Raw genomic sequence first — 24,311 nt, forward strand, 5'->3', positions numbered from 1 at the left:
CCTACCTGCACATGACCGCTCGTCCTACCCGGGTCCTCGACACCTCGGGCAGCCCGCCCCCTGCGCGGACAGCGTCACCGTCCTCCACGCCAGCTCCCCTCACGCGGTCGGACGTCATGTGTGTGCTGGCCAGCCAGAGCGTGCGCCGCGTTCACAGCGGCGGCGCGATCCGCTGGAACAGCCGCCGCAGCACAGCCCGGTCGACGACCGCGTCAGCGGTGACAAGGCGCGTTCTGCAGCTGCGCGGTCAAAGCGGCCCACGTACGGAACGTGCCGTGGGCGCACGACCGGTCGATCCACGTCAGATCCGGGGCCGGGACGGTGCGCCACAGCGGATGGAAGCCCGTCACCCCGCTCGCCACTTCTCCCGCGGCCAGGCGCGGAACCTCCTGCCACGCGCCGATGCGCGATGCCAGATGCGGCAGCCGGGCCGGCGCCCGCTCGGTGGCCGCCCCGCACAGCACCAGCGTGATCCGCGTGCCGGGGTGGTCCCACAGGCTCTGCACATATTCCAGGCACGGCACGGACAGCCGCTGCGCCTCATCGACCACCAGCACCCGCGCCTCGCCCAGAGCCCCGGCGACCGCGGCATCCACCAGCGCCGATGTGTATGGGAAGCGGCGCGGCAGTGCCAGAGCGTCTAACACCGCCCGCACCAACAACGACCGCACCGGCCGCGCCCCCGCCGGCAACACCACACCCGCCGCCGCACCGCCCAGCCCCGGCGGCAGAATCTCCAACGCCGCCGACGGCGGGTACGGCTGCCGCAGCGCGGCTGCCTTCACCGCGCCGCCCTCACGCGGCCCGGCCGGGGCAAGGTCGGCCAGGGCCTTCCGCGTCCGCTGCTCCTCCCGCTCCCGCCGCACCACCGTACGGTCCGGCAGAACCCTGACAGCCACACCCGCTACAGATAGCGCCCCGTGTCAGTGGCCTAACCCTCCATCAACACCCGAGCAGCGAAAGCGCCCCGGGCTGACGTGCCGTCGCCGACACCGAACCGGCACATCGCGCCTCGGTCACCGCGAGGGCCGCGTCGATGGCTGTGGTTGGCCGGCCGGTGGATTTCGGGGTCGCGTACCGGCTGTGCGGAATCTTGGCGCAGTTGCCGGCCGCTTGCGTCCCGTTTTTACGGCGGCCGGGGACGGCGTAGCCCCGATCCTTGCTGAGTACGGGGCGCCTTGCCTGTAGCTGTCCGGCGGGGCGCCGTCGCAACTGGGGTCTGCGGGGCGAGCGCTTCGCGAGCTCTGGCGTTCCAGTGGGTCGAGGGTCCGTGGTGGGGCCGTGCCGCCGCGCGCGTACCGGTATCGGGTTCTCAGGCCGCGAAGGCCGCCAGGAGTGTCAGCGAGACCGTGCGGGCCGCGTCCTCCGGCTTCAGGCGGCCGGCGTTGATCTCGTCGGCGGCGCCGTGCAACACGTTGTGCAGCGTCGCCACCAGCCAGGAGGCCGGCAGATCCGACCGGAACACGCCTTCGGATTGGCCGCGGGCCAGCAACCGTTCGGCGCGGGCCGCAGGTCCGGCGTGCAGGTCGCGGATCCGGGCGCTCGACAACTCCTTCTGCGCGGCGGCCAGGAGGGAGCGCGACTGGTGAATCAGCCGCCAGCTGGCTCCGATCAGCCGTTCCAGCGCCTCGGCGGGGTCTCCGTCGAGTTCGAGCGGTTCGAGTACCGCGTCACCTTGTTCGAGGACCCGGGTCATCGCCGCGTTCACGAGTTCGGCGCGTGAGGCGAAATGGCCGTAGAGCGTCACGCGCCCCACGCCTGCCGCCTTCGCGATCTCGGCCAGCGTCGCGTTCGGACGGAGCGCGAAGTTCTCGACCGCGGCGTCCAGGATCGCGTCGATGTTGTGTTGCGCGTCGGCCCGGCGGCCGGATGCGTGGGGCAACGAGGTCACACATCCTCCTTTAACTCAAACCGTGTTGTTTGAGTTACGCTACCAGTTGAGCTAACTCGAACATCAATGTCCAACTTAGGAGGGGCTGTGACCGATCAACAGATCACGACGGAGCCGGGTCCGCCCGCTCACGCGCGCCGGTGGAAGGCGCTGGCGCTGCTCGGTGTCGCGCAGTTCATGCTGATCCTCGACGTCACCGTGGTGGCGATCGCTCTCCCGCACATAGGTGCCGACCTCGGCCTTTCGCGCTCTGCGCTGACCTGGGTGGTCAGCGCGTACACGCTGACGTTCGGCGGCCTGATGCTGCTCGGCGGTCGCAGCGCCGACCTCTTCGGGGCCCGGGGCCTCGTCCTGGCCGGGCTGGCCACCTTCACCACGGCCTCACTGCTCGTCGGTCTGGCGGGCGGCGCGGAAGTGCTGATCGTCGGCCGGGTGGCGCAGGGGCTCGGCGCGGCCATGCTGTCGCCGGCCGCGCTGTCGGTCGTGGTGCGGCTGTTCGAAGGAGAGGAGCGGAACAAGGCGCTCGGCATCTGGTCCGCACTCGGCGGCAGCGGCGCCGCCGTCGGCGTGCTCCTCGGCGGCGTACTGACCGCCGGGCCGGGCTGGCCCTGGGCGTTCTTCGTGAACGTGCCCGTCGGCGTCGTCATCATGGTGCTGCTGCCCCGGATGCTGCCGCCGCTGCCCCGGCCCGAAGGGGTGCGCCCGCGACTCGATGTGCCCGGTGCGCTCCTGGTGACCGGAGCGACCGGTGTCGGCATCTACGCGCTGATCAATGCCGGTGACCACGGCTGGTCCGCCATGAGCACGCTGGGCCTCGCCGCGGCCTCCGTGGTGCTGTACTTGGCCTTCGGGGCATGGCAACGAGCTGCGAAATCACCACTGATGGACCTTGGACTGCTGTTCCGCCGCCCGGTTACGGCAGGTACGTTCGTGATCCTCACCGGCACGGCTCTGATGGTGGCGGTCTTCTTCCTCGGCTCCTTCTACTTGCAGGAATACAGCGGACACGGGCCGCTGGTGACAGGGCTGCTCTTCCTGCCGGTGGCGCTCGCCACCATGGCCGGCGCCCAGACAGCGGGCCGGGTCATCGGCGGACTCGGAACCCGCCGGGTGGGAGTCATCGGGATGGTGATCGCCGCCGCCGGGCTCCTCGTCCCGGTCCTCTGGGCCGGGTCAACAGCCGTCGTCATCGGCGTCAGCCTGGCCGCGACCGGGATCGGTTCGCTCTTCGTGGTGGCGTCGGCGACGGCGCTCGGCCAGGTCGAGCCGCACCAGGCCGGGCTCGCCTCGGGCATCGTCAGCACCTTCCACGAGTTCGGCGCTTCGATCGGGGCGGCCGTCGTCTCCAGCCTCGCCGCGGTAAGCCTGGCGGGCGGTACGGACACAGGATTCCAGAGGGCGTTCACTGTCTCGGCCATCGTCGCGGCCGTCGCGGCCGTCGTGGTCGCCACGCTGATCCCAGCCGGCTCCGCCCGCCAGAAACAATCTTCGTAGTGGAGTGATGCCGCAGGCGCCGGACGAGCTGCCGAGTCCGTCCGGCGAGTGCGGAGCGCTGCGTCAACCTCGCTTTGCCGTCCCGGCAGCCTGACACCCCACGCCGGGTGGGCACCTTCTCTTGATGGTTCACCAAGACCGCTTTCTCCACCGTGTCCGTGTCACCGGGCTGTCCGTACGCGTGTTCCGCGCAGGGAGAGCCCGAGCAGCGCGAGGACGGCGAGCGGTGGGAGCCACCAGGCGTTCTGGCCCGCACGGACCAGACCGTACGTGGCGGCGAGCGCGGCGACGGTGCCGGCCGCGACCCTCCAGTCGTCGCCCACGACGAAGTCGTACCAGAAGTGCGCGAAGGAACGGGCCCGCCTGAGGTACCGGTTCGCGGCTCGGTGTTGTTCCCCGGAGGCTGTCGCCCGGCGGGGAGGTGTCACCGCCCGTGGCGTCGGGCCGTGGCCCGCCGTGCGCCGCAGCAGCGCGGTGAACCCGAGCGCGACCAGGGCCACCACCGGCACCAGCACCAGCAGCGCCACGTCGGCGCCGGGCCATGCCACTCCCGCGCCCTCGGCCGACCAGAAGACACCGAACGAGGCCAGCATGGTGCCGACGACGAACTTCATCGTGTTCTCCGGGACCCGGGCCAGCGGTGCCCGAACGGCGAAACCCACCCCCGCGACGGCCAGGACGGCGGCCGCGGCTCCAAGAGCGGCGAGCGGAACGTTCCGCTGGTTGTTGCCGAACGTGACCACGATGAAGGCCACCTCCAGTCCCTCCAGGAGGACGCCTTTGAAGGACAGCGTGAACGCGTACCAGTCCCGTACCGCCGCCCGGCCGCCCGTGCCGGCCGTTCGCGCGGCGGCCGACTTCTTCTCGTACGCGGCTGCTTCGTCCCTCAGCGGCTTGAGACCGCTCGCCCGCAGGACGGCCTTGTGCAGCCACTGGAGACCGAAGACGAGCAGCAGAGCGCCCACGACAAGTCGCAGCGCGCCGAGCGGGATCAGGCCGATGGCCGGGCCGAGTACGCCAACGGTGACCGCGAGCGTGACCAGGGCTGCGGCCGTGCCCTGGAGGGCCGACCCCCAGTGCCGGCTCGTGCCGGCGGCCAGGACGACGGTCAGGGCCTCCACCGCTTCGACCGCGCAGGCCACGAAGACGGTCAGGACCAGGACGAGGCTGTTCACGCGTCGCCGCCCTGCGCGGAGGGTTCGGTGGCCATGGGGAACCTTTGCGGGAGAGGGCGCGGCTTCTTGCCCGGGGCGCCGGAGGTGTCGGGGGGGGGGAAGGGTGTTCGCGGTCTCACGCCGGCGGTGCCGGCGTACTTCCCTCTTGGCCGGTATACGCCGGAATCGGGCGGGCGTCGCCCATGGGTGCGTAAGGAATCCGAGGGCGGGGGCCCGCGGGTGCCCCGGGGGGCGGCGGGCGCGGGCGCGGGAGCACGAGGGCGGGTGGACGGTGGAGTCGTGTGGAAGCGGGCGGTTCGGGGCTGGTGGACAGGTGCCGCGACATGGCTGGACGAGGGGGCGCCGAACAGGTGGTGCATGTCCTGGGCGGACAGCAGCACGCTTCCGCAGCACGGCGGCATCGGGGTGAGGCCGCCACCCGGCGGCGTAGCAACGGAGGCATCGGGGTGAGCAGCGCGTGGACCCGCTGTGGTGCTGGCCGCCGGTCGCGGCCAGTGCGGGCTGAGGTCCCCGCTTCACGGGGCGAGCGCCGCCCGTGCCACGGCCCGTGCCACCAGGGGCGGGTCGCCCACCACGGTGCCCGCGTCCTCGTCGGCCCGGCGCTCCAGCGCGAAACCGCCCCCATCGGCGACGGGCCGCATCAGCGGGTTGACCGCAGCCGTCAACTGCGTCACCAGGAGGAACACGTGGTGGCGGTGGCGTAGATGGGCCCGCTCGTGGGCCAGGAGTGCCCGTCGCTCGTCCGCGGTGAGGGCGCGCAGCATGGTGGAGGAAACGACGACCCGGCCCGGCGCCCCTGGCAACGCGAAGGCGACGGGAACCGGGTCGTCCACGACCGCGAGGTCTCCCGTGGCGGGGCGGTGGTCCTGGACCCGTATCGCCGGCTGGAGTTGAGGCGTTTCCGCGGCCTTTACGGGTCCGGAGCGATGAGCCTGTGGGAGATCACCGGGGCGACCGGGCTGAACCGCTCGCTCAGCCTCTCGGCGGACCGGCAACGCACCAGGTCGGCCGCCGCCCCGTACTCCGACAGGCTCCCTCCGAGCGTCAGGTGAGGGCTCGGCGCATGCCGCTCAGGCCGTACTCGAAGGCGCGGTCGATGTCGCCCCCGAGCCGGAAGGCGCCGTTGATCTCCATCTCGATGAAGCCGGTGACCCAAGCGGTCAGCATGCGCGCGGCCTCGAGTGCCTCCTGCTCGCCGACGAGTTCCCCGGCGATGCGCAACACCGGGCCGGCCAGGCGGGCGAGGGCCTCGGGCGGTGCGTACGGCGAATGCATGAGCCGGAAGCCCTCGGGCCGCTTCAGGGCGTGCCGCCGGTAGCAGCGTGCCAGGTCCTCGAGGGTGCCGTCGGTCGCCTCCAGGTGAGTGGTCAGGTCGGCGACGGTGGCCTCGGCCACGGCGGCCAGGAGAGCGTCGCGGTTGTCGACATGCTTGTACAGCGAAGGGGCCCGCACCCCCACTCGATTGGCGACGCTCTGCATGGTCAATCCCTGCTGACCGCCCGTCTCCAGCAGTTCACGGCCGGCGGCGACGATCCGGCTGAGCGAGGTCTTCTCCGGAGTCGGCATGCTCCACACTTCCCCTCTGAAAGCTATTGACCGAAGCCATCATAGCTACGTAGGTTAGCCATCGGAACCTGCAGTCCATATCCCGGAGAGAGTCTCCATGAAGCTCGCACCCCATTTGCACCGCCTCGGCAACGACGTGGTGGCGTGCTACCTCGTCGACACCCCCGACGGCATCACGCTCATCGACGCAGGCCTGCCGGGCCACTGGCGCGATCTGCAGCGCGAACTGAGCTCCCTGGGCAAGTCCGTCGAGGACATCCGCGGACTCGTCCTGACTCACGGCGACTCCGACCACATCGGCTTCGCCGAACGTCTCCGCAGCGAGCACGGCGTGCCGGTGTTCATCCACGCCGCCGATGCCGCCCGCGCGCGCACCGGAGACAAGCCCAAGACCGCGCTCGGCCCCCTGCGACCGGGCCCCACGCTGCGCTTCTTCGGCTACTTGTTGAGCAAGAACGGCCTGCGGACCCGATACGTCGCAGCGGCCACCGAGGTCCACGACGGCGACGTCCTGGACCTGCCCGGCAGCCCGTCGATCGTGGGCATGCCGGGACACTCCCCGGGGAGCGTGGCCGTACATGTCCCCCTCGCCGACGCGGTCTTCGTCGGGGACGCCCTGACCACCCGGCACGTCCTCACCGGCCGCACCGGACCGCAGCCGGCACCCTTCACGGACGACCAGGCCCAGGCACTCGCCTCCCTCGACAAGATCGCCGCACTGCAGGCGTCCTGGATACTTCCCGGCCACGGCGCCCCCTGGCGCACCTCACCGGCACAGGTGGGCGAGACGATCAAGAAGATCTGACAGGCACGCCACCCTCTGCTTCATCACGCTCGACGGCCCGGCAGCAGCATGGGGACGATGGGGTGGGCCGGGGCCCGGGAACCTCTGAGTGGCACTGCTGACCATCAGGGCCGTGGGGATCCGTCCGGGGTCCCTCCCGGGAGTCCGGCTGGCCGCTCCTGCGGGCCGTTCGGCCGGTGATCCGCCTGGTCATGAGGGTGATGGCCGCCCAGGTGACCAAGGACTCGGAGTGCTGGATCAGCCGTTCGTGGTCCCGCGCGTGCCGGCGGGGGTGTTCCCGTCTCATTCGATCTTGCCGGTGACCGACCCCATGACCTGGCGTGGGATGGTCAGTGTCCGAGCTTGCGCCGGTGCCATGCCTCTGTTCTGCACCTCGCTGAGCACCTCGTCACCGTTTCTCCGAGCCGCGGTGGTGTCCCGCAAACCGGAGCCGGTGGCGCTCTACCGGCCTGGGTTCGCGGCCCGGAATCGCGGTTGCTGACCAATCACTCCGTTACGGGCAGGCACTCGGCGAGCAGGCCGACTACGTCGCGCCAGGCGCGCTGCGCGTGCTGTGGGTGGTAGCCGACGCCGGGGACCGTGGGGTGGTCGACCGGCGGGTGGTGGAAGGCGTGCAAGGCGCCGCCGTAGACCACGAGGCGCCAGTCGACGCCCGCGGCCCGCATCTCGGCGGTGAACGCGTCCCGTTGCGCGGGCGGCATGATCGGGTCTTCCGACCCGACCCCGGCCCACACTGGGCAGCGGATGCGCGCCGTCTCGCCCGGCCGGCCTGTGGTAGTCGCATTGACTGTGGCGATCGCGCGCAGGTTGACGCCGTCGCGCCCGAGTTCCAACCCGATGGCGCCGCCGGTGCCGTAGCCGACGGCGGCGATCCGGTCGGGGTCGGTCCGCGGTTCGGCGCGCAACACGTCGAGCGCCGCGTGGCCGATGCCCCGCATCCGGTCGGGGTCGGCGAGCAGCGGCAGGCAACGGGCCAGCATCTCCTCGGGGTCGCCCACATAGCGCCCGCCGTGGAGGTCGAAGGCCAGCACTACGTATCCCAGTTCGGCGAGCGCGTCGGCCCGGCGGCGCTCGACGTCGCTGAGCCCCATGCCCTCCGGTCCGAGCAGCACCGCGGGCCGACGGCCGATCCCGGCCGGGAGCGCGAGGTGCCCGATCATCGTCAGGCCGTCGGCCGGGTACTCGACCGTGCGCGTGGTAATCGTCGTCATGAGACTGGACCGTAGTGATCGTCGCGCCCGGCCGGGCCGGTGTTCTCCGCCGGCAGAACAGCGCGGGAGTGCCTCTGAAATGCGGCGATGGCTCACAAGATCCCTCACCAACCCCGTTCCCGCAGCAGCGTTGTCGGATCACCTTCCCTGGGCACGGTGCTGGAGGTGGACCTGCCGGGTCTTGCGCCGGGGGGGCGGCGCCCGCACGAGGAACAAGTCGGATGCGAAGGGGTTCGCGGAAGCGCTCGCTGAACTCGACGGCCGGTAGAGGGAGCCCCCGCGAGCGCCGCCTTCTGGTGGGCGTACGTCCTGCCCCGGCCGCTCGGAGCCTCGTTCTCGGACTGGATGGGGGCGTCCGCCGCACACGGCGGTCTCGGCCGGGGCGCCGGTGAGTTGGCGCCCGGCCGCCCGAGCACACCGGAGCGGGCGACCCGGCGAGCGTCGCGTCTGCGGGTACCGTCCGCTCCCAGGGTGTACGGAGACCGCCGGGCGGATCGGGGCCGTCCACCAGCACCCTGCGCCGGCCCCCACGGCACGGGCACGCGCGGCGCTGTCTCAGGACCCGTACCCGCTGAACCCCGAGGTGCGCCACTGCCGCCCGTCGGGGAGGACCGCGAGGGCCTCGTACCCGTCCAGTGCTTCCACCCAGTCCCGCGCGGCCCCGCCTCTGGCGAACGCGGCGGTGGCGTAGGTGTCGGTCGGTGTCAGGCGGGGGCCGATCAGGGTGAGGGAGGCGAGCGCGGTGGCGGGTGTGCCCCGGTGCGGGTCGAGGATGTGGGCGCCGCGCTCCGCCGTACCGGAGGTGGCGATCGCCAGGTCGTGGCGGGCGGTGACGACGGTGGCCAGTTCGCCGGGGCGCAGGGGGTGGGCGACGCCCACGCGCCACGGTCCGCCGCGGAGTTGGAGGTCGCCGCCGCCGTTGACGCAGGTGTGGTGGGCGCCCGCTTCGTGGAGGAGTCGGGAGGCGGTTTCGGTGGCCCAGCCTTTGACGAGTCCTGAGGGGTCGAGGGTTCCCGCGGGGGTGGCGCTGAACCAGCCGTCGGTGTCCTGGGTGGCCTGTGAGCAGAGGGACAGGACCTCGCGGACCTCGGAGGGGCAGTCGTCGAGGCCGGTCTCGCCCCGTCCGAGGCGGCTGATGGGGCTGTCGGGCCGGTAGGTGGAGAACACGGCGTCGACCCGGTGGAGGTGCCGTACCGCCTCGGCGAGCGCGCGGTGGATCGCCGGGGTGGGTTCGTCGCGGATGTCGAAGGAGAAGACGGTGCCCATGACGTGCTCGGCATGGCGCAGTCCGTGTGCGGTGTCAGGCACGGGCCTGGTCCAGGGCGCTCTGGAGGGACTGGATGTAGCCCTGGCTGGTGTAGCTGGCTCCGGAGACGGCGTCGATGTGGGCGCTTTGAGCACCGAGGGCTTCCGCGGTGAGGCGGGGCAGGGCGTAGGCGGCGAGTTGCTGGTCGCGGCCGCTCCCGTCGGGGGCCTGGAGCACCTTGACCGCGGTGATCCTTCCCCGGGAGAGGGTGGCGGCGACCTGAACCGTTCCGTACGGGGTGTCGATGGGACTCCCGGTGAAGGTGCCCGTGTCCGTGCTTGTTCCCGTTCCCCTGGCGGAACTCCCTGGCGAGTCGCCCGCGGAAGTGTGCGGGGACGGGGCGGCCGTGGAGGATCGCGGGGACACTCCCGCGAGGGCGGGCGGCTGGTGGGGCTTGAGGGCGAGCAGGGCCACGACGAGGGTGCTGATCCCGGTGGTGGCGAGGACGGCTCGGCGCATGGTGGTTCTCCTCAGAGCGCGAAGGACTCGTGGTGGATGCGCCGTGCCGGGACACCGGCTTCGCGCAGGGCGTGGATCGCTGCCTCTGTCATGCCGGGGGGACCGCAGAGGTAGACGTCGTGCGCGGCCAGGTCCGGGACCAGGGTGCTCAGGCCGGAAGCGGTGAGGGGTGAGGAGTACCCGGCCGGTTCGTCGACGACGTAGTGCGTGGTGGCCTGCCGGCGGGCGGCTATCGCGTCGAGTTCACCGCGCAGGGCGAGGTCGTCGGCGCGGCGGGCCCGGTAGACGAGGGTCACCTGGCCGGGGAGTGTCTCGAAGAGCGTACGCAAGGGGGTGATGCCGGCGCCGCCGGCCAGGAGCAGGACTTTGGGCGCGGTACGGCGGTCCGCGGTGAAAGCGCCGTAGGGTCCCTCGGCCCACACCCGGGTGCCGGGCGCCAGACGGGCGAGGGCGGCGCTGTGGCCGCCGGCGGTCTTCACGGTGATGCGCAGGTGGTGCGGGTGTGCGGGGGCGGAGAGGGAGTAGGGGTTCGCGGTCCACCACAGGCCGCGGGTCAGGAAGCGCCAGCGCAGGAACTGCCCCGGCTTGCCGCCGAGTTCGTCCAGGTGTTCGCCGGTGAGGTGGACGGAGACCACACCGGGGGCCTCGGGGTGGATCGCGGCCACGCGCAGGCGGTGGCGCAGTCCGCGCCGTACGGGAGCGGCGAACCGGTACCAGGCGACCAGCGCCGCGACGCCGAGGAACAGGGTGTACCAGGCCGCCCGGGCGGGGCGGTTGCCCGCGAAGTCGGCTCCGTTGGAGAGCTGGTGGCCGAAGGTGAGGAAGACGGCCAGGTAGGTGGCGAAGTGCAGGTAGTGCCAGGTCTCGTAGCTCATCCTGCGGCGGGCGGCGCGGGCCGAGAGGACTCCTGTCGCCAGGAACAGCAGGAAGCCGGCCGTGCCCTTGAGGAGATCGGGGTAGTGCAGGAGGAGGGTGGAGGTCTGGCTGACGACGTCCGTACGGGAACTCAGCGAGTATCCCCAGATGATCAGCAGGGTGTGGGCGAGGGCGAGGGCGACGGTGCAGCGGCCGCCCAGGGCGTGCCAGCGGGCGAGCCGGTCGGTGCCGATGGTGTGGTCCAGGAGTGGCACCCGGGCCATCAGCGCGAGGAGGACCGCGCAGGCGTAACCGGCCAGCAGCCCGGTGATGCGTCCCGCGCCGGTGAGCCAGCCCGCCGGGCCGACCACCGAGGTCGTGTCGCTCCACCACAGGGCCAGCACCCCGGCCGCGCCGGCCCAGATCACCAGCGGCGCCAGGAACGGGACAATGCCGCGGCGCCCGCGCCGGTGGCGCGTCCCACGGCTCGCGTACGTGGTGGTGGTCATGGGGCTCCTCCGGACAAGGCGCGCGCCGGCGATGGGCGGTCAGCCTCACAGCCGAACCTCTGTGAACCTTCTGAAACAGCGGCGCCGATCGGTCCCGGCGCCGATTCAGAGGAAACACAGAGAAACGGCTCACCCCGCTGTGACCTTGGCCGGAGCATGCTGGGGTCACCATGGACGAGCCGCGTACGCCATCGTTTCTGCACCGCCCCGACGGAGAACCGGTACGGATCCTCGTCGTCGACGACGAGCCCGACGTCACCGATGTCCTGGCCGGAGTGCTGAGCGGTGAAGGCTGGCAGGTCCGTACGGCCGCGGACGGCGCGACCGCGCTGGCCGTCGCCCGTGACTTCCGCCCTGACGCGGTGGTCCTGGACTGGATGCTGCCCGACCTGGACGGACTGCGGGTTCTGCGAGCCCTGCGACACGGGGAACCGAGCGTGTGCGTGCTTTTCCTCACCGCACGCGACGCGGTCGAGGACCGTATCGCCGGCATCACGGCGGGCGGCGACGACTACGTCACCAAGCCCTACAGCCTGGAGGAAGTCCTGGCCCGGCTGCGCGGCCTGCTCCGGCGGGCGGGAATGACGGCCGGCCCGGGAACGAACCGCCTCGTTGTCGGAGACCTCACCATGGACGAGGAAGCCAGAGAGGTCAGACGTGGCGCGGCCACCGTGGAGCTGTCCCGTACCGAGTTCGAACTCCTGCGCTTCCTCATGCGCAACCCTCGCCGGGTGCTGTCCAAGGACCAGATCCTCGACCGCGTCTGGGCCTACGACTTCGGCGGCCGCTCCCACATCGTCGAGCTCTACATCAGCTATCTGCGCAAGAAGATCGACGCGGGACGCACTCCGATGATCCACACCGTGCGCGGTGTCGGCTACGTCCTCAAACCGGAAGCACCGTGAGGCGCCCGCCGCCCCGCACGCTGCGCGGCCAGCTCACCGCCGGACTCGTGGCCCTGCTCGCCCTCGCCTGCCTCGCCGTCGGCATCACCACCGCCGTCGCCCTGCGCGGCTTCCTCATGGGGCGCCTGGACGAGCAACTCTCCGCCTCCGGCGGCCGGTTCGCCGCCAGCCTGGAACACGAGGCCAAGCCCGACGCCGACAACCGCCCCGACACCAGGGGCCAGGCGGAATCGACCTTCGGCGCCCGCCTCCTGAACGGCACCGTCACCCAGGCCGCTGTGGTCGACGACGCCACCGACCGGCCCCTCAAGCTCACCCCCGGGGACCGCCGCTCCCTGGCGGGCCTCCACCCCGACGGACACGGACACAGCATCCGCCTCTCCACGCTCGGGGCGTACCGCGTCACGGCCGTCCAGGGCGACGACCAGGACGTACTGATCACCGGCCTGCCCCTGCACCCGGTGGAAGAGACGGTCCACCGCCTCGAAGCGGTCGAAGCGGCGGTGTTCGGCGGTGCCCTCGTGGCCACCGGCATCGCCGGAGCCCTGTGGGTACGGATCTCCCTGCGCCCCCTCCGACGGGTCACCGCCCGCGCGGCGGAAGTGGCCGGGCTGCCGCTCGCCAGCGGCGAGGTCGCCATGCCGGGACCGCTTCCGGACACCGACCCCCGTACCGAGGTCGGCCAGGTCGGCAGTGCCCTGAACCACATGCTCGGCCACGTCGAGGACGCCCTCACCCGGCGCCAGGCCGGCGAGGAGAGACTCCGGCACTTCGCCGCCGACGCCAGCCACGAACTGCGCACCCCCGTCGCCAACATCCGCGGCCACGCCGAACTCGCCCTGCGCCACCACGGCCCCCTACCCGCCGAAGTCAGCCACGCCCTGAACCGCATCGACGGCGAATCCCGGCGCATGACCCGCCTCGTCGACGACCTGCTCCTCCTCGCCCGACTGGACGCCGGACGCCCCCTCGAACACGAGCCGGTCGACCTCACCCTGCTGATCCTCAACGCGACGGACGACGCCCGTGCCGCGGGCCCCGGCCATCACTGGCTCCTCGAACTGCCCGAGGAGCCCGTCACCGTCACCGGCGACGCCCACCGCCTCCAGCAGGCCATCGGCAACCTCCTCGCCAACGCCCGCGTTCACACCCCGTCCGGCACCGACGTGACCATCGCCCTCACCACCGCACCGGCCGGCGTCCGCCTGGACGTGAGCGACAACGGTCCGGGCATCCCCGACGAGGTCCGGGCCGAAGTCTTCGGCCGCTTCGTCCGCGCCGACCACGCCCGCTCCCGAACCACCGGCAGCACCGGCCTGGGCCTCGCCATCGTCCACGCCGTCATCACCGCCCACGACGGAACCGCCACCGTCACCAGCAGACCCGGACACACACGTTTCCGCATCACGCTTCCCCACTGACACCGGCCGCCGGCCGCATTTCGGGCCGCCGTCCGAAATCGCGTAGCGGGCAGAGCCGGCTTCAGGCTGGTGGGAGTGTCCACGCGCGGCCACTCTCCTTCCTTCGCCATACAGTCGCGGTGCGCCTTCCCCTCTCGCCGGCACACAAGCGGCTTGGTCACCTGGGCACTTCCGGTGGGTGACGCAGGAGTGTCTTGGTGGAGCTGACGCATCGCCATGTATACCCCTACCCCCTACGGGAAGCAAGACCGGCCGGGGACCCGCCGGGCGGATCCGCGGCCGCAGATCCACCCTCCTCCCTTCCTCCTGCCCCTCCGCGGCGGTATTCACCAAGCGGAATACAATGCTCCCTTTATCGCGACACTCCAGATCAGACGCGCAATGAAAATTTTCCCGTAAGCGGGTGAGGCCCGCATTCGCCCGGCACCGGACGTGATCCGGCACTGAAGTCGAGAACACCCCTACGCGCCCCCGGGGGTTGCCCGCGCCTGCCCCGCGCGGTGCCCGGGCGCCCAATCACAGCTCCTTCGCAGTAGGCACCGCGACCGGCCGTGGATGATTTATCCCATTGACAGGGGCTACCCCCATGGGGTTTCCTCAACGGCGTTCGAACCGATGCCCGTACCCAACCGCAAGGCGAACAGCGCACAGCGAGACCCCGGCCGGCCCCTCCGATGGAACAATCGGAGCATCCGCATACCAACGGCCGCACCGGGTAGAAGACGGCCTCGCTGATGGATTGTCATGGCTCTTCGACCGGTACGTATTCCACGAGTGGGCTGCTGAGCTCAGGGCGGGCACACGCAGACGAGAATCAGGCCGCCGCCCGATTCCCACTCAATACCTGGCCACTCACGGCCCAATACTGTCGTTTCCCCCTGCACGCTTCTGCTTTTTTCAATCTCCCGGAGTGCGCTTCATCACGCCCGAAAATCTTTCCACGATCCACAGCATTCCCTACACCTGGAATGGACGAGAGGACTCATGGACATAACAGGGAAGTTGTTCGTGCACCAACGCTTCGCGGCTGTGGCGGCGGCACGACACGAAGCCACAGCCGTGGAACACGACGGCGTCCGGATCAGCTACGCCGAGCTTGAGCAGCGCGCGAACCTGCTCGCACACAGGCTCCAGGAGCACGGGGTCGGACATGGGTCGGTGGTCATGACCCACCTCGGGCGCTCGATCGACCTGATCGTGTCGCTTCTCGCGACCCTGAAGGCAGGGGCGGCGTACCTGCCGGTGGAGCCCGGCGCTCCGGACGACCGGATCGCGACGTACATCAAAGAAACCCGCTGCGCCGCGGTCGTCACCCATTCCGATCTCGAGCATCGCTTCGCCGGCTTCCCGGTGCCGACCCTGACCGGCGGCGGTGGCAGCGCCGAGGCGCACCCCGGGCCGCCGCACGTCACGGTTGAGGGCTCGGACATCGCCTACATCGTCTACACCTCGGGATCCTCCGGCACGCCCAAGGGCGTTCAGGTCGCCCATGCCTCCCTGGACTACCTCTGCCGGAGCGTGAACGAGCGGTACGGCATCGGCCCTGACGACCGTGTGCTGCAGTTCGCCGCGCTCTCCTTCGACACGTCCATCGAGCAGATCTTGATCACGCTCCTCAACGGAGCGGCACTCGTCCTGCCCGACTACAACTGGGCCCCGAGCGAACTGGCCGCCAGGCTCACCTCACTGGACGTCAGCGTGATGGACCTGACGCCCTCCTACTGGCGCGCCTTCCTCGCCGAACTCGAGCGGTCTCCCGCCGGGCTGCCGATCCGGCTGACGATCGTCGGCGGCAGCGCCGTGCACGCCGCCGACTGCCGGACGGCACTGCGCCTGATGCCGGACTCCCGGCTCGTGAACGCGTACGGACTGACCGAAACGACCATCACGTCGTGCACCATGGAAGTCGGGCCGGAGTCGCTCCCCGCCCAGGGGCCGGCGCCCATCGGGCGTCCGCTGCCGCGGACCGTGGTGCTCGTCCTGGATCAGGACATGCGGCCGGCGCTTCCCCAGCAGCAGGGGGAGATATACATCGGCGGTCCCGGTGTCGCTCAGGGCTACCTCTGCGAAGAGACCCCGGCGAAGGACCGCTTCGTGTCCCTGCCGGGGGCGACGGGTGGCACGACGCGGTTCTACCGCACCGGTGACCTGGGGCGCTGGACGGCGGAGGGCGACCTCGAGATCACCGGACGGGCCGACCGGCAGATCAAGATCCACGGTTACCGTGTGGAGCCCGCCGAGATCGAGGCGACGCTGTCGGCGCACCCTGCCATCGAGGACATCGCGGTGACGTCCTTCAGCGTCAAGGGCGAGCTGCAGGTGGCCGCCTACTTCACCGCGAGCGGCACGTCGCACCCGCCCGCGCCCGACGAGCTGCGCACCTTCGTCGCCGGCCGACTGCCCACGTTCATGATCCCGGCCAGGTTCGTCCAGCTGGACACCATGCCGACAACGGCGCACGGCAAGATCGACCTCGCCGCGCTGCCCGATCCGTCGCGTGAGAACATCACCGCGCACGAGGCCGGCGAGGATGCTCCGCCCGCCAGCATGGTCGAGCGGGCCGTTGCCGGCCTGTGGTGCCAGGTGCTCGGCGTGGACGCGGTGGCGCCCGGCGACAACTTCTTCACCCTCGGCGGGAATTCGATCCTGGCGGCCGAACTGCTCGCCAAGGTGCGTGCCTCGCTCGGCATCCTGATCACACAAGTCCGCCCCCTCATCCGGCTGCTCCTCGACGACGCGACCCTGCGCGGCTTCGCCGCGGGAGTGGAGTCGGCCCGCGCGGGCACGCTCGACGCCGCCGGCACCCCGCACGTCGACCTCAACGCCGACACCGCTGTCGGGGTCCCGATCCAGCGGGAACCGACCGGTTCCACGGCCTGGGCCGATCCCTCCCACGTCTTCCTCACCGGCGCGACCGGATTCCTGGGCGTCTACCTGCTCCGTGAACTCCTGGCGACCACCAGCGCCACCGTGCACTGCCTCGTACGCGCCGCGGACGCCGACCAGGCGCGGGAACGCATCACGGCCAACGCGGTGCACTACATGAAGGACGGTCTTCAGCCGTACTGGGCCGAGGGACGGATCTCGGCCGTTCCCGGAGACCTGGACAAACCGCGGTTCGGCCTGTCCGGCGAGGCCTTCGACCACTTCGCGAGGATCGTGGACGTCATCCACCATCCCGGCGGGCTGGTCAACTTCATCTACCCCTACTCACACATGCGCCCGACGAACGTCGAGGGCACCCGCGAGATCATCCGCATGGCCGGCCGCTACCGGAACATCCCCGTCCACTACGTCTCCACCATGGCGGTCGTCTCCGGCTTCGGGACCGCGGGGGTGCGACACGTCACCGAAGAGACACCACTGGCCCATGCCGACCATCTCTCCGTCGGCTACGTGGAAAGCAAATGGGTCGCCGAAGCACTTCTCCAGAACGCCGCGGCCGAAGGCCTTCCCGTCGCCATTTACCGCGCCGCCGACATCTCCGGCGACCGGACGACCGGTGCGTGGAACACGGCAACCGAGATGTGTGCGATGAAGCGGTTCATCGTCGACACCGGCACCTCGCCGATTGCCGAACTCCCCCTGGATTACACGCCGGTGGACTGCTACGCGGCCGCCCTGCTGCATATCGCCTCCAGCCGCCGGCCCGCCGGAGAGGTGTACCACCTGACCAATCCCGGAAAGGTGAACGTCTCGCTCCTGGCGGAAAGGCTGCGCGCCCACGGTCACACGATCCGCGAAGTCCCCTGGGACCAGTGGCTGGAGCGCATCGTCACCACCGCTGTGGAACAGCCGGACCACCCCATGACACCGTTCGCCCCTCTCTTCATCGACCGGTGCTCCACCGGCACCATGAGCGTCGCCGAGATGTATCTCGAAACGAGCTTTCCCACCTTCTCGCAAGACAACGTGACCACCGCTCTGCGGGGCAGCGGAATCGAAATACCTCCCGTGGACAGCGAGATGCTCGACCGCTACATCGGATACCTGACCTCCATCAAATTCCTGTGAGGGCACGCATGATCCGGACAAATGATCAGACCGAGTCTTTATGGGCGGCGCTCAATGTCGGCGCGGGACCCGCCGAGCGACCCGTTGCCCTGGGCGGCAACCTCGATCCCGAGAACCTGCTGGCTGCCTACCGGAAGGGCCTCTACCCATTTCCGGCCGAGACAGCCGAAGCGGCGATCGTCAATGAACTGACGTACGAGGCCGAGGTCCGGTCCGGGCGCGTGAAGCTCGTCCCGGGATGCCAGGATCCCTTCGCGATCTCATGGTGGTCCCCGGATCCGCGGCCCGTGATCCTTGTGGACCAGGCCCGTATCCAGCGCAGCCTGCGACAGCAACTGCGCAACCGAACGGACTGGACGACGACCGCAGACGCCTGCTTCGAAGAGGTGGTCCGCCGGTGCCGGGTCGGCCGGGCGCAGCGATGGCTCACCGACGGCCTGCTGAACGGGTTGTCACACCTGCACAGGCAAGGCCATGCCCACAGTGTCGAGGTGTGGGAGGGCGACGAGCTGATCGGCGGAACCTTCGGCATCAAGGTCGGGGCCGTGTTCAGCGCCGACTCCCAGTTCACCCTCCGCAGCGGGGCGGGGAAGACCGCGGTGGCAGACCTGACACGCCGCTTCGCCGAAGCCGGGGGACTCGCCGTCGACGTCCAGCGCGACGGCGACCACGCCCGGCTCATCGGCGCCCGCCCGATGCCCAGGGCCCAGTACCTCGACCTGCTGGCCGCCCGGGGCCGGACCCGCCCCCTCGTCACACGGAAGTTGCCGGCCGGCCGGCTCGCCGGTTGATCTCACGACGCCCTCATCTGCTCCTGGGAGATACGCCTTGACCATGACCAGCAGTGACCTTCATGTGGTCAGCCTCGCCGAGAGGCCTGATCTCGAAGAGGCCATGATTTCGATGGAGTCGTCGTGGCCCGCCTACATCCGCCCCGACCCCCTCCTCGTGGAATGGGGCTTCGACCGGCACACCGAACACCAGCTCGTCGTGATCGATGAGCAGGGGCAGGTCATCGCCCGGGCGGCGGGAGTGCCTCTGTCCTGGGACGGAGACCCCGGCCGCCTTCCCGACACCGGCTGGGACGAGGCGCTTCGGCAGTGCCTGTCGGACACGTACGCGGGCCGGGAACTGACCGCACTGTGCGCGCTCGAGATCGCCATCGCCCCCGGCCGGCAGTCCCAGAACCTGTCGGCACGCACGTTGCGGGCCCTCACCGAGCACGCGCGTGGCAAAGGGTTCCGCGACCTCGTCGGCCCGGTCCGGCCCAGCCTCAAGCACGAGCGCCCCGACCTGCCGATGGACGAGTACGTCGGACTGCTCCGGCCCGACGGCCTGCCCCAGGACCCGTGGCTGCGCATCCACGTCAGGGCGGGCGGCGAGGTACTGCGGGTGTGTCCGGCGTCCATGACCATCTCCGGAAGCCTCCGCCAGTGGCGCGAATGGACCGGGCTGCCCCTGGACGCCAGCGGTCCGGTCGCGGTGCCCGGAGCACTGACACCTCTGACCGTGAGCGTCGAGCACGACTACGCGGTGTACGTCGAGCCCAACGTGTGGGTCAGGCACCGCCTCACCGGCCCACGTCACTGACAACCCCCGCGACATCCCGAGCGGCACAGTCGGCAAAGGAGCACAACTCATGAGCGGTACAACTCCTCACCAGGTTCCCCCGACGGACAAGCTGGCTCTGCGAGCGGCCCTGATCGAGCGGATCGGCGGTTACATGACCGCGCACTCGATCGCGGTCGCCGCCGAACTCGGTCTGGCCGACCTCATCGGGACGGGGTCCCGTACAAGCGGCGAACTCGCCGCCGAGACGCGGACACACGAGCCGTCGCTGCGCCGGCTGCTGCGGCTGCTGGTGGCCGGCGGGATCATGACGGAACCGCAGCCCGGGCGCTTCGCGCTCACCGAGATCGGCTCCCAGTTGCGGGTGGATTCCCCGGGCTCACTGAGGAACTTCGCCCGCATGTTCTGCGACCCTCTCTTCCTCACCTCGTGGCAGGGCCTGCGGCACACCGTTTCCACCGGCGAGCGCGCCTTCGACCACGCGTACGGGGCGGGGGTCTACGACTACCTGGCCCAGCATCCCGAGACCAGCGCTCTGTTCAACGAGGCGATGAGCGAGGAGTCGAGGTACTCCGCCGAACAGCTCGCCGCGGGCTACGACTTCCCGCAGGCCGGGACTCTGGTGGATCTCGGCGGCGGCGACGGCACCCTCCTCACCGCGATCCTGCGTCGCCGTCCCGGACTGCGAGGCATCGTCTTCGACAGTGCCAGCGGCGTGGCGGAGGCCTCCGCCACCGTGAACAAGGCCGGCCTCGCGGACCGGTGCGAGGTCCAGGCCGGCGACTTCTTCACGTCCGTCCCGGGCCATGGCGACATCTACCTCATCAAGAGCGTCTTCCAGGACTGGGGCGACGAGGAGTCCCTGGCCATCCTGCGCACCTGCCGCGCTCACATGCCCGCGTCCGCCACCCTCCTGGTCGTCGGCACGGTGCTGCCCGAAACAGCCGGCACCTCCACACCGGTCATGTTCCTCACCGACGCCAACATGATGGTGACGACCGGGGGCCGCGAGCGCACGGAGAGCGAGTTCCGGGCGATGCTCGGGGAAGCGGGCTTCACGGTGCAGTCGGTCGGAGACGGGGACGCCGGGCCTCTGTCGGTCATTCAGGCCGTCCCCGCGCTCGCCTCATGACGGCAGACGACCCGGCGGACCGCCAGGCGGACCGGCCGGGGTTCACCAGGGAACTGTTCCTGGGCAGGGTGCGGAATGATCTCCTCGCCCTGCCCGGGGGCGACCCGAGGCGTCTGGACCCCACGGAGGAGCAGTTCCTGTCCCGCCTGCGCGACTTCTGCGAGAAGGAAGTCGACGGTGCGGAGATCGAGCGTACGGACCGGATCCCCGACCACGTCATCACCAGGCTCAAGGACCTCGGAGCCCTGAGCATCAAGATCCCCGAGCGGTACGGCGGCCAGGGGATGTCCTCGCTGTGCTACCACCGGGCTCTGATGCTCACCAGTACGGCCCATCCGGCCCTCAGTGAACTGCTCGGGGCGCACCAGGCGATCGGTCTTCCACAGCCGCTCGCCCTGTTCGGAACCGAGGAGCAGAAACGTGTGTTTCTGCCCAGGTGCGTCAGAGAGATATCGGCCTTCGCGCTCACCGAGGCCGATGTCGGCAATGATCCTTACCGCATGCACACCGTGGCCGTCCACGATCCGTCCACGGACAGTTATGTCCTCGATGGTGTGAAGACATGGACGACCAACGGTGCGGTCGCCGACCTGCTGGTGGTCATGGCCGTCGTTGCCCCCGCGGGCGGCAGCGAGGGAGGGATGACCGCGTTCATCGTCGAAGCCGGTTCGCCGGGGGTGACGGTCGAACACCGCAGCTCCTTCCTCGGGCTGCGGGGCCTGGAGAACGGCTGCGTCCGCCTGCACCAGGTGGTGGTCCCCTCGGGTCAGCGGATCGGCGAGGTGGGTGCCGGCCTCGAGGTCGCTCTCGCCGCACAGGACACGGGACGGCTTTCGCTCCCGGCCGTGTGCGCCGCGGCGGCGAAGTGGAGTCTGCTGGTGGCTCGTCAGTGGGCAACGGCCCGGGTGCAGTTCGGCCGGCCCATCGGTGAGCACGACGCGGTCGCCGGCAAGCTGGCGTTCATCGCGGCGACGGCCTTCGCTCTGGAAGCGATGGTCGAGGTCACCGGTCGGCGGGCCGAGTCGGGGGACACCGATACCCGTCTTGACGCGGAGCTCGCCAAGCTGTTCGCAAGTGAGAAAGCGTGCTCTGTGGCGGACGAGCTCGTCCAGATACGGGGCGGCCGCGGATACGAGACGGCGGCTTCGGCTGTCGGGCGTGGCGAACGCGGTGTGCCGGTGGAGCAGTTGCTGCGCGATGTACGGGTGGGCCGCATCTTCGACGGTTCAAGTGAGGCACTTCGCAGCTTCATCGCCCACGATCTGGTCGAGTCGCACCGCTCCCCGGCGAATGGTCACCCACCCGTGCCGTTCGGCGGTCAGACACACGAGAACAGTGCCCTGGGGTCCCACGTCGCGTTTGTCGAGCGGGTCTCCCGGCTACTGGCCGACCGGCTGGCTCTCGTCGCCGCGGCGCCGCCCGCCGCACTCGAACGCCAGCGGTACCTCGGCCGGATCGTCGACATCGGATCCGAGTTGTACGCCATGAGCGCGAGTTGTGTCTACGCGGCGGCACTCGACGGTGTCGGTGACACCACGACCGCCCTGGCCGATGCCTTCTGCCACCAGGCCAGGCTCAGGATCGCAGAGCTGCTGGAGCGGCTCGACGACAACGGCGACGAGCGGGACCGGGAGGTGGCCGGACGCGTGATGGCAGGCCACTTCACCTGGCTCGAGGAGCGTGTCATCGATCCGTCCACCGACGGGCCGTGGATCGCCGAGGCCAGGCCAGGACCCGCGACCGGTCCGAACCTGCGGCGAGTTGTCCCTGCGACCCCTGCGGAGGACACCCGGGCGGCCGGCTCCTGATACGCGGCGGTCACGGCGATCCGCTCCGACGGCGGATCGCCGCTCCGACGGCTCCGCGCAAGTCCGCTCCTCCCCGCCGGAAGGCGGGGGTGACCCACGAGGAATCCGATGCACCCCATCGCCGATGTCATCACCTCCGCGCAGCAGCAGATAGCGAGGCAGGCTCAGCCCAACCGGTTCGTCGGCCTCCTCGAACACGGCCAGGTCCCCAGGGAACGGCTCGGCCGGCTGGCCGGGGAGCTCTACCAGCTGGTGAGCAGCGACCGCCGCAGCATGGCCCTGCTCGCGTCCCGGTTCCCCTCTCCTCCCGCGGGGGATCTGTTTCTGACCATGGCAGAGGGCGAGGGGCTGGCTCTCGGACTCCTCATGGACTTCGCGGCCGCGCTCGGGACGGACGAGGAGCAGCTGCGTGGCTACGAACCGCGGCCGCCGGCACAGGCGTATCCGGCTTACCTGGCGCAGTCCGCGCGGTACGGCGCCTCCAGCGACATCGCCCTCGCGCTGCTGGCGAACGTGCGCGAGTCCGGGGAGACCTATACCCGTGTGGCCGACGCACTGGTGGCCCAGTACGGCTTCCAGGAGTCCGCGGTGGCTCACTTCCGCTTCTTCGCTGACACACCGCGGTCACTTCTGGACCAGGCTGAGGCCACGCTCGAGAGCGGAGTGGCCGGCGGGGACGACCCGGCGGCCGCCATTCGATGCGCCCGGACGGTGCACAGCCTGGAAGGCGAATTCTGGAACTGCCTCGCCCGGGATCTTGACGTGCCCTGAGGGCAACGACCTTCGTTCCAGCCACAACGCCCGTCGTTCCAGCCACAGTTCCCTTGACAGCAATACCCCCCGCCCGCACATCCCGGCCGCTGATACCCCATAGGGGTATCGGCTTCCCGGGTGAACCCGCTGCCTCAGGCGCCGCCGTGTCGCGGGCGCCCACAAGAAGAGGAGTCCCAATGATCGATTTCAGCGCAGCCACCGTCGAGACGATTAAGAGCGTCGGTGGTCAGTGCATGTATGAACAGGTCACGCACCTGCGCGCCTCGGGACCGGCCGTTCCCGTGCAACTGCCCGAAGGGGTCGGAGCGTGGTCGGTGTCACGCGGCGACGTGGTCAAGCGGCTGCTGACCCATCCGGGCGTTTCCCGGAACCTCAGGGAGACCGTTCCGGCCTATGTGCCCGGGTCCGTTCCCTGGCTGGCCCCGTGGGTCGACGTGGAGTCCATGGCCACCACGGACGGCAGCGCACACGCACGGCTGCGGAAGCTGGTCACGCCGGCGTTCACCCCCCGCCGGGTGGAGAAGCTCCGCGTCCAGATCGAAGCGATCGTCGCCGGACTCCTCGACGGGCTCAAGCAACGGGCCGGCCGGGAACCGGTCGACCTGCACACGGAATTCTCCTACCAGGTTCCCACCCGGGTCATCTGCGGTCTCTTCGGTGTCCCGGACGATCAGCGCCCCGAGGTCCTGCGCGCCTTTCGCGTCGTAGCTACGACCGATGTGCCCGAGGAGGAGTCCGTCGCCGTCTTCAACGACCTCGAGGCGGCGATGCGTCTCCTGATCGACACAAAACGCGAGACCCCGGGCGACGATCTGACCAGCTTCCTGATCGCCGCGCGTGATTCCGGCGAAGAGCCCCTGACGAGCCACGAGTTGATATCGACGCTGCTGCTGATGATCGGCGGGGGAAGCCAGACGACCATCAATCTCATCGATCACACGATCCGTGAGGTCCTCGCCCGTCCTGACCAGCTCGACCTCCTTCGTTCGGATCCCGACCGGTGGGACGACGCGATCGAGGAGTCGTTGCGCGCGCACTGTCCGGTCATGCACCTCCCGATGCGCTGGGCAACCGAGGACATCGACCTCGGTGAGGGTGTGGTGATCCGTGCCGGTGACGCGATTTTGATCTGTTACGGGGCCCACGGCCGGGACCCGGGCGTGCACCAGGATCCCGAGACCTTCGACATCAACCGCGAGAACAAGGACCATCTCGCCTTCGGACTCGGCGCCCACTTCTGCCCGGGCTCGCACCTCGCACGGCTTGAGGCCAGGGTGGCCCTGCCTGCCCTGTTCGACTGTTTTCCGGAACTTGCCCTGGCTGTCGCGCCGCAGGACGTCCGGCCCGGCCAGACCTTCATCGGCAACGACATCGCCGCCCTCCCCGTCCGCCTGCGGCGCACCTGAGCAGAGCGGGC

20 protein-coding genes are annotated in these 24,311 nt (G+C 70.3%); 11 read left to right on the forward strand and 9 right to left on the reverse strand.

Annotated features, from left to right (window positions below):
• Nucleotides 1-212 precede the first annotated feature (212 nt).
• Complete coding sequence (locus ACIO1C_RS33315) at nt 213-899, reverse strand: AAA family ATPase (protein WP_401870845.1); 687 nt, start codon at nt 897-899, stop codon at nt 213-215.
• Between the two features lie 413 nt (nt 900-1,312).
• Nucleotides 1,313-1,891, reverse strand: coding sequence for a TetR/AcrR family transcriptional regulator (locus ACIO1C_RS33320; RefSeq protein ID WP_401870848.1), 579 nt, complete (start codon nt 1,889-1,891; stop codon nt 1,313-1,315).
• 87 nt (nt 1,892-1,978) lie between these two features.
• Here ACIO1C_RS33320 and ACIO1C_RS33325 point away from each other — a divergent pair, with 87 nt between their 5' ends.
• Nucleotides 1,979-3,385, forward strand: a complete 1,407-nt coding sequence (locus tag ACIO1C_RS33325; RefSeq protein ID WP_401870850.1) for an MFS transporter — start codon at nt 1,979-1,981, stop codon at nt 3,383-3,385.
• 161 nt (nt 3,386-3,546) lie between these two features.
• Here ACIO1C_RS33325 and ACIO1C_RS33330 read toward each other — a convergent pair whose 3' ends face one another.
• From ACIO1C_RS33330 to ACIO1C_RS33340, 3 genes are all read right to left on the reverse strand, one after another.
• Nucleotides 3,547-4,560 (reverse strand): COG4280 domain-containing protein, encoded by a 1,014-nt coding sequence (locus tag ACIO1C_RS33330; RefSeq protein ID WP_401870853.1) that lies wholly within the window; start codon nt 4,558-4,560, stop codon nt 3,547-3,549.
• Between the two features lie 515 nt (nt 4,561-5,075).
• Nucleotides 5,076-5,393 (reverse strand): M56 family metallopeptidase, encoded by a 318-nt coding sequence (locus ACIO1C_RS33335; protein ID WP_401870856.1) that lies wholly within the window; start codon nt 5,391-5,393, stop codon nt 5,076-5,078.
• Between the two features lie 211 nt (nt 5,394-5,604).
• Nucleotides 5,605-6,126, reverse strand: coding sequence for a TetR/AcrR family transcriptional regulator (locus tag ACIO1C_RS33340; protein ID WP_401870859.1), 522 nt, complete (start codon nt 6,124-6,126; stop codon nt 5,605-5,607).
• A 97-nt stretch (nt 6,127-6,223) separates the two neighbouring features.
• On the opposite strand from ACIO1C_RS33340, the gene ACIO1C_RS33345 reads away from it, so the two are divergent.
• Entirely contained in the window at nt 6,224-6,931 is a 708-nt protein-coding gene (locus ACIO1C_RS33345) for an MBL fold metallo-hydrolase (RefSeq protein WP_401870862.1), read from the forward strand.
• A 485-nt stretch (nt 6,932-7,416) separates the two neighbouring features.
• Here ACIO1C_RS33345 and ACIO1C_RS33350 read toward each other — a convergent pair whose 3' ends face one another.
• The 4 genes from ACIO1C_RS33350 to ACIO1C_RS33365 all read right to left on the reverse strand — a co-directional run bounded on the left by ACIO1C_RS33350 (nt 7,417) and on the right by ACIO1C_RS33365 (nt 11,271).
• Nucleotides 7,417-8,142: a dienelactone hydrolase family protein gene (locus tag ACIO1C_RS33350; protein ID WP_401870864.1), complete on the reverse strand. Its 726-nt coding sequence runs from the start codon at nt 8,140-8,142 to the stop codon at nt 7,417-7,419.
• Nucleotides 8,143-8,697: 555 nt separating this feature from the next.
• Nucleotides 8,698-9,408 carry an FAD:protein FMN transferase gene (locus ACIO1C_RS33355; RefSeq protein ID WP_401870954.1) on the reverse strand — a complete coding sequence of 237 codons (711 nt, stop codon included), beginning with the start codon at nt 9,406-9,408 and terminating at the stop codon, nt 8,698-8,700.
• Nucleotides 9,409-9,442: 34 nt separating this feature from the next.
• A complete protein-coding gene (locus ACIO1C_RS33360) occupies nt 9,443-9,907 on the reverse strand; it encodes an FMN-binding protein (protein WP_401870865.1) in 465 nt (154 codons plus the stop codon).
• A gap of 11 nt (nt 9,908-9,918) precedes the next feature.
• Nucleotides 9,919-11,271 carry a ferric reductase-like transmembrane domain-containing protein gene (locus ACIO1C_RS33365; protein WP_401870867.1) on the reverse strand — a complete coding sequence of 451 codons (1,353 nt, stop codon included), beginning with the start codon at nt 11,269-11,271 and terminating at the stop codon, nt 9,919-9,921.
• A 170-nt stretch (nt 11,272-11,441) separates the two neighbouring features.
• Between ACIO1C_RS33365 and ACIO1C_RS33370 the strand changes: the two genes are divergently transcribed.
• The 9 genes from ACIO1C_RS33370 to ACIO1C_RS33410 all read left to right on the forward strand — a co-directional run bounded on the left by ACIO1C_RS33370 (nt 11,442) and on the right by ACIO1C_RS33410 (nt 24,300).
• Nucleotides 11,442-12,176 carry a response regulator transcription factor gene (locus ACIO1C_RS33370; RefSeq protein WP_401870869.1) on the forward strand — a complete coding sequence of 245 codons (735 nt, stop codon included), beginning with the start codon at nt 11,442-11,444 and terminating at the stop codon, nt 12,174-12,176.
• Nucleotides 12,173-13,597: an ATP-binding protein gene (locus ACIO1C_RS33375; protein ID WP_401870871.1), complete on the forward strand. Its 1,425-nt coding sequence runs from the start codon at nt 12,173-12,175 to the stop codon at nt 13,595-13,597. The genes ACIO1C_RS33370 and ACIO1C_RS33375 overlap by 4 nt, the downstream gene beginning before the upstream one ends.
• A gap of 984 nt (nt 13,598-14,581) precedes the next feature.
• The gene (locus ACIO1C_RS33380) at nt 14,582-17,611 is read left to right on the forward strand and encodes an amino acid adenylation domain-containing protein (RefSeq protein WP_401870873.1); all 3,030 of its coding nucleotides are present in this window, start codon (nt 14,582-14,584) and stop codon (nt 17,609-17,611) included.
• Nucleotides 17,612-17,619: 8 nt separating this feature from the next.
• The gene (locus tag ACIO1C_RS33385) at nt 17,620-18,402 is read left to right on the forward strand and encodes a leucyl/phenylalanyl-tRNA--protein transferase (RefSeq protein ID WP_401870876.1); all 783 of its coding nucleotides are present in this window, start codon (nt 17,620-17,622) and stop codon (nt 18,400-18,402) included.
• Nucleotides 18,403-18,445: 43 nt separating this feature from the next.
• Nucleotides 18,446-19,201 (forward strand): N-acetyltransferase, encoded by a 756-nt coding sequence (locus ACIO1C_RS33390; protein ID WP_401870878.1) that lies wholly within the window; start codon nt 18,446-18,448, stop codon nt 19,199-19,201.
• A 49-nt stretch (nt 19,202-19,250) separates the two neighbouring features.
• Nucleotides 19,251-20,312: a methyltransferase gene (locus ACIO1C_RS33395; RefSeq protein ID WP_401870880.1), complete on the forward strand. Its 1,062-nt coding sequence runs from the start codon at nt 19,251-19,253 to the stop codon at nt 20,310-20,312.
• The gene (locus ACIO1C_RS33400) at nt 20,309-22,120 is read left to right on the forward strand and encodes an acyl-CoA dehydrogenase family protein (protein WP_401870883.1); all 1,812 of its coding nucleotides are present in this window, start codon (nt 20,309-20,311) and stop codon (nt 22,118-22,120) included. The genes ACIO1C_RS33395 and ACIO1C_RS33400 overlap by 4 nt, the downstream gene beginning before the upstream one ends.
• Before the next feature lie 108 nt (nt 22,121-22,228).
• On the forward strand, nt 22,229-22,891 hold the full coding sequence (locus ACIO1C_RS33405) for a hypothetical protein (protein WP_401870885.1): 663 nt from the start codon (nt 22,229-22,231) through the stop codon (nt 22,889-22,891).
• A 179-nt stretch (nt 22,892-23,070) separates the two neighbouring features.
• Entirely contained in the window at nt 23,071-24,300 is a 1,230-nt protein-coding gene (locus tag ACIO1C_RS33410) for a cytochrome P450 (RefSeq protein ID WP_401870887.1), read from the forward strand.
• Nucleotides 24,301-24,311: the final 11 nt, after the last annotated feature.

Origin of the sequence: Streptomyces sp. NPDC087420 (assembly GCF_044744165.1) — a bacterium.
Taxonomy (GTDB): Bacteria; Actinomycetota; Actinomycetes; order Streptomycetales; family Streptomycetaceae; genus Streptomyces.